4 protein-coding genes are annotated in these 4828 nt (G+C 66.5%); 1 reads left to right on the top strand and 3 read right to left on the bottom strand.

The annotated features are described in order from the left end of the window. From gltX to FXF52_RS40300, 3 genes are all read right to left on the bottom strand, one after another. Positions 1 to 1152 (bottom strand): glutamate--tRNA ligase (gene gltX / locus FXF52_RS40290; protein ID WP_148804897.1); only part of this gene is annotated, 1152 nt, incomplete at its 3' end. Positions 1153 to 1252: 100 nt separating this feature from the next. Further along, a complete protein-coding gene (locus FXF52_RS40295) occupies positions 1253 to 2134 on the bottom strand; it encodes a phosphotransferase (protein WP_148804898.1) in 882 nt (293 codons plus the stop codon). Positions 2135 to 2141: 7 nt separating this feature from the next. After that, complete coding sequence (locus tag FXF52_RS40300) at positions 2142 to 3509, bottom strand: helix-turn-helix domain-containing protein (protein WP_148804899.1); 1368 nt, start codon at positions 3507 to 3509, stop codon at positions 2142 to 2144. 446 nt (positions 3510 to 3955) lie between these two features. On the opposite strand from FXF52_RS40300, the gene FXF52_RS40305 reads away from it, so the two are divergent. After that, positions 3956 to 4657 carry a toll/interleukin-1 receptor domain-containing protein gene (locus tag FXF52_RS40305; RefSeq protein WP_148804900.1) on the top strand — a complete coding sequence of 234 codons (702 nt, stop codon included), beginning with the start codon at positions 3956 to 3958 and terminating at the stop codon, positions 4655 to 4657. Positions 4658 to 4828: the final 171 nt, after the last annotated feature.

The raw sequence follows: 4828 nt of genomic DNA on the forward strand, positions 1-4828 counted from the left end.
GGCCTGGCCCAGGGCCGGGCGCGAAATGGCCGGATCGGACAGAAACAGGAGGTCGCCCTTTGCGCGGTCCTCGCTGCGCCCCCCCCCCGGGGTCTGCGCCAGCGGCGCGACTGCCGCGACCCCCCCCCCGTCGTAGTCCCCCGCCCGCCACGGGGCGTACTCGCCGCGCAGCCATGGCTGACACGCCGAGATGAACTGCTCCGTGCTCAGGGCCCGGATGTAGTCGCCGTTGAAGGCCCGAAGCTTCTTCACGTCGAAGAAGGCCGGGGAGGGGTTGACATCGGCCATCCGGAACTCGGCCACGATGTCGTCCCAGGGGAGGATCTCCCGGTCACCGGAGGGTGCCCAACCGAGCAGCATCAGGTAGTTGCGCATCGCCTCGGCCAGGTACCCCTCGGCCCGGAAGTCCTCCAACGCGACCCGGTCCCGGCGCTTGGACAACTTCTGCCGCTTCTCGTTGACCAGGATCGGCGCGTGCGCCCACACCGGCGGCTCCTGCCCGAGCGCCTCCCACAGCGACTGCTGCTTCGGGGTGTTGGGCAGGTGTTCCTCTGCCCGGATCACATGAGTGATCCCCATGACCATGTCATCGACGACGTTTGCCAGCAGGAACACCGGCGAGCCGTCACCGCGTGCGATGACGAAGTCCTCGATCGTCGCGTTGTCGAACGTGGGCTCGCCGCGCACCATGTCCCGCACGACCGTCTGGCCCTCGTCCGGAGTCCGGAATCGCACCGCGCTGCCCGGGGCGGCGGCCAGGCCGCGGTCGCGGCAGTAGCCGTCGTAGCCCTTGTGCTCGCTGCCGGTGCGCTCCACCACCTGGGCCCTCACACAGTCGCAGTAGTAGGCCTGGCCGGCGGCCAGAAGCTTGGCGATGGCATCACGATGATGCTGAACATAGGCGGACTGGAACAGCGGCCCCTCATACTCGTCTGGACCGACGCCGAGCCACGCCATCGCGTCGATGATGCCCTGCACCCACTCCGGCCGGCTGCGTTCGGCGTCCGTGTCCTCGATCCGCAGCACCATCACGCCACCGGACTGCTTCGCCAGCACCCAGTTATAAAGCAGCGAGCGCGCGTTGCCGACGTGGAACATCCCGGTCGGCGACGGGGCGAATCGAACGCGAACTACCGAGTTTGCCGATGCCATGCACGCAGCGTACCGATACACGCCAGTCGCTTGATCGCATATCCCGGTGCAGTTTCACACGTGGCGACGGCTGGGCGAACGTGAGCGACCGCCAAAGCGGCTAGAGGATGCGCCAGGGGCGCAACTCCTTGCCTTCGTTGCGAAGACCGTCGAGTCGGCGATGCACCTCGGCTGCGGCAGCGGTGCCGGGCCGGGACTTGCGAGCATTGGTGGCGATCATCTGGAGTTCGCGAAGCTGGCACAACTGGTCAAACCCCTGCCAAGAGGTGGCATCCCAGCCGTAGCTGCGCGTGAAGTCAGCGAATGCCGTTCGATCGCCGCCGAATCGGCGGCAGTGCACGGCGACGGTGGCGACGTCCCACTCCCTCGGTCCGAGTGCGACACCGTCCCAGTCAGCAAGTACCGGAGTGCCGTCGAACCGCCGAAGGGCGTTGCGGGTCTGCGGGTCGGACTGGATCAGGCTGGCACCCAACGGGAAGGCCATGGCCGACCAAGCCGTGCTCAGATCCTCAAGCCGGTCCAACAACAGGTCGCGGTCTCGGGCGTCAATCATCTCGGCCCTCTCCACCGACCGCCGTACGCTCTCGATCGGCCGAAGCGCCGGCAACTCCACCGGCGGCGCCGAAACGCTATGCAACTCCCGTAGCAGCAGCCCGAGTTCGGCGGCGGTGATGGGGTTACCGCGCGCCGGATCCAACCGCTGCCAGACCGTCACCGCGTGTCCGTCGACGAAGATCGGTTGCGGCACTCGGTCGCACAGACCTACCGTCGGGAACCCTTTGGCCAACAGCCACTCGACGACCGCGACGACAACCCGCGTGCGGTCAAGGCCATACTCCGTCGGCGCAATCTTGACCACCACGTCACCGACTGCATACACGGCGTTAGTGTGATGACGAAGCAGTAGTGCGTCAGCGTCGGAGTGGCCCAGCATCCGACACACCTCGGCGAGCACCGGACGTGTTCGCGCCTCGACGAACATGTGGCCCCTAGGTTTCGAGCGCAGCAGTTCCGGCAGCAAGGGTACGGCCCCGCTCCCGGCACGACCGCACGTACTCCGCCAGCTCGATCACCTCCCTGCACTGGGCATGCCTCGGAACAGCCGAGATGACCTGACCGGCCTTCGCCAAGATGATCTCCGTGCACTGCAGTTCGGGCAGGCTTGCGATGGCCTCGCGGGCCGCTATGGCCGCGTCGACGAATCGAAGGTCACGGACCAGGCACAGGGCGCGATCCAACATGATGAGAGCGGGATCGATTAGCACCATCGGAGCGGGGCCATACAACCGAAGGGCCTCGTCCTGGACCCGGTACGCCTCCTTCGTATCACCGAGCCACGTCATCGCCCCGGACAGGTAGAACAGCAGCCGTTTCGCGGGGAAGCGAAACGCCGCGTCGCTGTCGTCGTCACCTGCTTCGTCGAACATTCGGCGTGCCTGCTCGATCGCCGCTCGGGCCTGCTCGGCGGCACCGAGACGGGCCAAGGCACGCGCACGTCCAGCCGCTGCCAACGCTCCCGACGATGATGTGGCCGCAGCGATGGCGAGCGCCGCGTCCGCCATCGCTACCGTCTGCTGCGGGTCGCCGAAGTAGTACGGCAGCATCGCCGCCTGAGCCCGCACCAGCACCCGAAGTCTCGTATCCGCACTGTCGTCCGCCGCGTGGATCGCAGTCCGGTACCACAGTCGCGCCTCACTGGCGTCACCCAGCCGCATCAAGGCATCAGCACACATCGTCGCCAACAGGGCTGCAGCGGCCGACAGACGAGCTTGGACCGCTGCTGGCTGCCGACGACGCGACAGAACCTGGACCTCGGAACACTCGGCAGCAAGTCTCGACAGCATCACGCTCGGCGGCGCCGAGGGATAGATTCGCATGTACTCGCTGGCCGATTCCTCGATCAGTTCCAGCTGCCGCGGTGACACACTCGAAGACGACAGTGCCTCGTCCAACTCGGCACGCAGGCGGGCCAGAGCGACCGCCCCGGCGGCTATGCCCACGGCTGGTCCGGATGTCGGCTGGCCACTCGCCAACCCGTGCGGTGTGACCGTCAAACCGCCCGTACCGGCGTCGAGATCCCTCTCGTGACCGAGTCCCATCGCAGCCCTCGGGATACCGAGGCCGACCGCGATCCTCTCCAGCACCTCATAGGCCGTGACCTGTCGCGTCCCCTTGGCGATCTCGGCGGCACGGTTCGCGGAGACCCCAACGAGGGTAGCGATCGCCCCGTAGGAGACGCCTCGTGCATGCAGGAACCGGAAGACCGCTGCAACGTCACGCTGCTCCAGGAACTCCCGGATCGGCCGCCCTTCCCATCTTCCCGATGTCCACCAGGACGGATCGATCCGGACGGCCATGATCACCTCCAGCAACCGATCGGCAGCGCGGCCGGCATCTGCCGCGGACACACCAATAGGCCGACCAGGCTACCGTCTGCTGCCTGAAGACTCCATAGAGTCAGCTCAACCTGCCGTGTGCCCAGGATCCGAGACTCAATCGAAGTTTACTCATCGCCAAGCTGCTTTCCGGACGACGCCGCGCGGTCATCAGTCCATGATGGTCGAGTTACCCGACAAAGCCGGACGACGCGCATGCGGGGCGTAACGCCCGAACGCTGTCGTACTCCGCTTGATCCGTTACACGGTGACTCCAGTTGACGGGGTACGCCGCCCTTGAGCATGCCGGACACGGCCCGTGACGCCGCCGTCCACCACGCTGGTGCCCCCGGCATCCGCTTCTGGCCGATGTGCGGTTGAGGCGGTCCGGACAGACGGGATTGGCGGGTCGTTCCTAGAGTGAAGTCATGCGATGCACAGCACCCAGTCGGGGCCACCGCACCTCCAGCGGTGCCGCCGCATGTCCCGTCCATGGCCGATCGTCGTACCGGTCCTACACGTCCTACCCGTCCCCGTCCAACTACGCTTCGTCAAACCCGTCCCGCGGCGGCGGCGGAAGCGGGTCCTCCGGTGGCGGCGGTGGCAGTCGGTCGGCGCGGCCTCGGTGGTCGCCAGCAAACTCGCCCGTTGCCTACACCTCTGACCAGGTCGCGGCGCTGGACCGCTATCGCAGCAAGGTCGAGGCGGTAGGACCTCGAGCCAAGTCGTACGACCTGTTCCTCTGCCACGCCTGGGACGACCGGCGTGGAATCGCGACTGAACTGCACAACCTCCTCGAAGCCGAGGATGTGTCGGTCTGGTTCAGCGAGAGGGACATCATCCTCGGCCAGCCGTTCATGCGGGAGATCGACAAGGGCCTGGCCAAGACGCGCATCGGTCTCGTGCTCATCACGCCCGCACTCCTCAGGCGCGTCGAGAGCGGCGGGGTGTCCGAGAAGGAACTCTCGGAACTGCTGTCGCGTGACCTGCTGATCCCTGTCGCGCATGGGGTCACTTACGAGGAGATTCGGTCGGTCAGCCCGCTTCTCGGCTCTCGCAACGGGTTGAGCACAGAGGAGGACTCCCTGGAGGACGTCGCCAAGAAAATCGCTGAACTGATCGCCTTGTAACATCCCGGCGCTACTAGCCGGGTAGTGACCATGATCCACCATGGCGTACCACGTCGTCGGCCCGCCAGCCGTTATCCGGATCTGCCGCTGGTCGCGCTAACGCTGGCCGTGGGGCACGCTCGATCTGAGCACGTGCGAATGATGCCGGTCGTCCGGTGGACACCGCAGTAG

Origin of the sequence: Micromonospora sp. MP36 (assembly GCF_008119785.1) — a bacterium.
GTDB lineage: Bacteria > Actinomycetota > Actinomycetes > Mycobacteriales > Micromonosporaceae > Micromonospora.

Excerpts from the sequence above, each read along its gene's own strand:
- FXF52_RS40295 (WP_148804898.1), bottom strand. The coding sequence starts at position 2,134 with ATGTTCGTCGAGGCGCGAACACGTCCGGTGCTCGCCGAGGTGTGTCGG.
- FXF52_RS40300 (WP_148804899.1), bottom strand. The coding sequence starts at position 3,509 with ATGGCCGTCCGGATCGATCCGTCCTGGTGGACATCGGGAAGATGGGAA.
- FXF52_RS40305 (WP_148804900.1), top strand. The coding sequence starts at position 3,956 with ATGCGATGCACAGCACCCAGTCGGGGCCACCGCACCTCCAGCGGTGCC.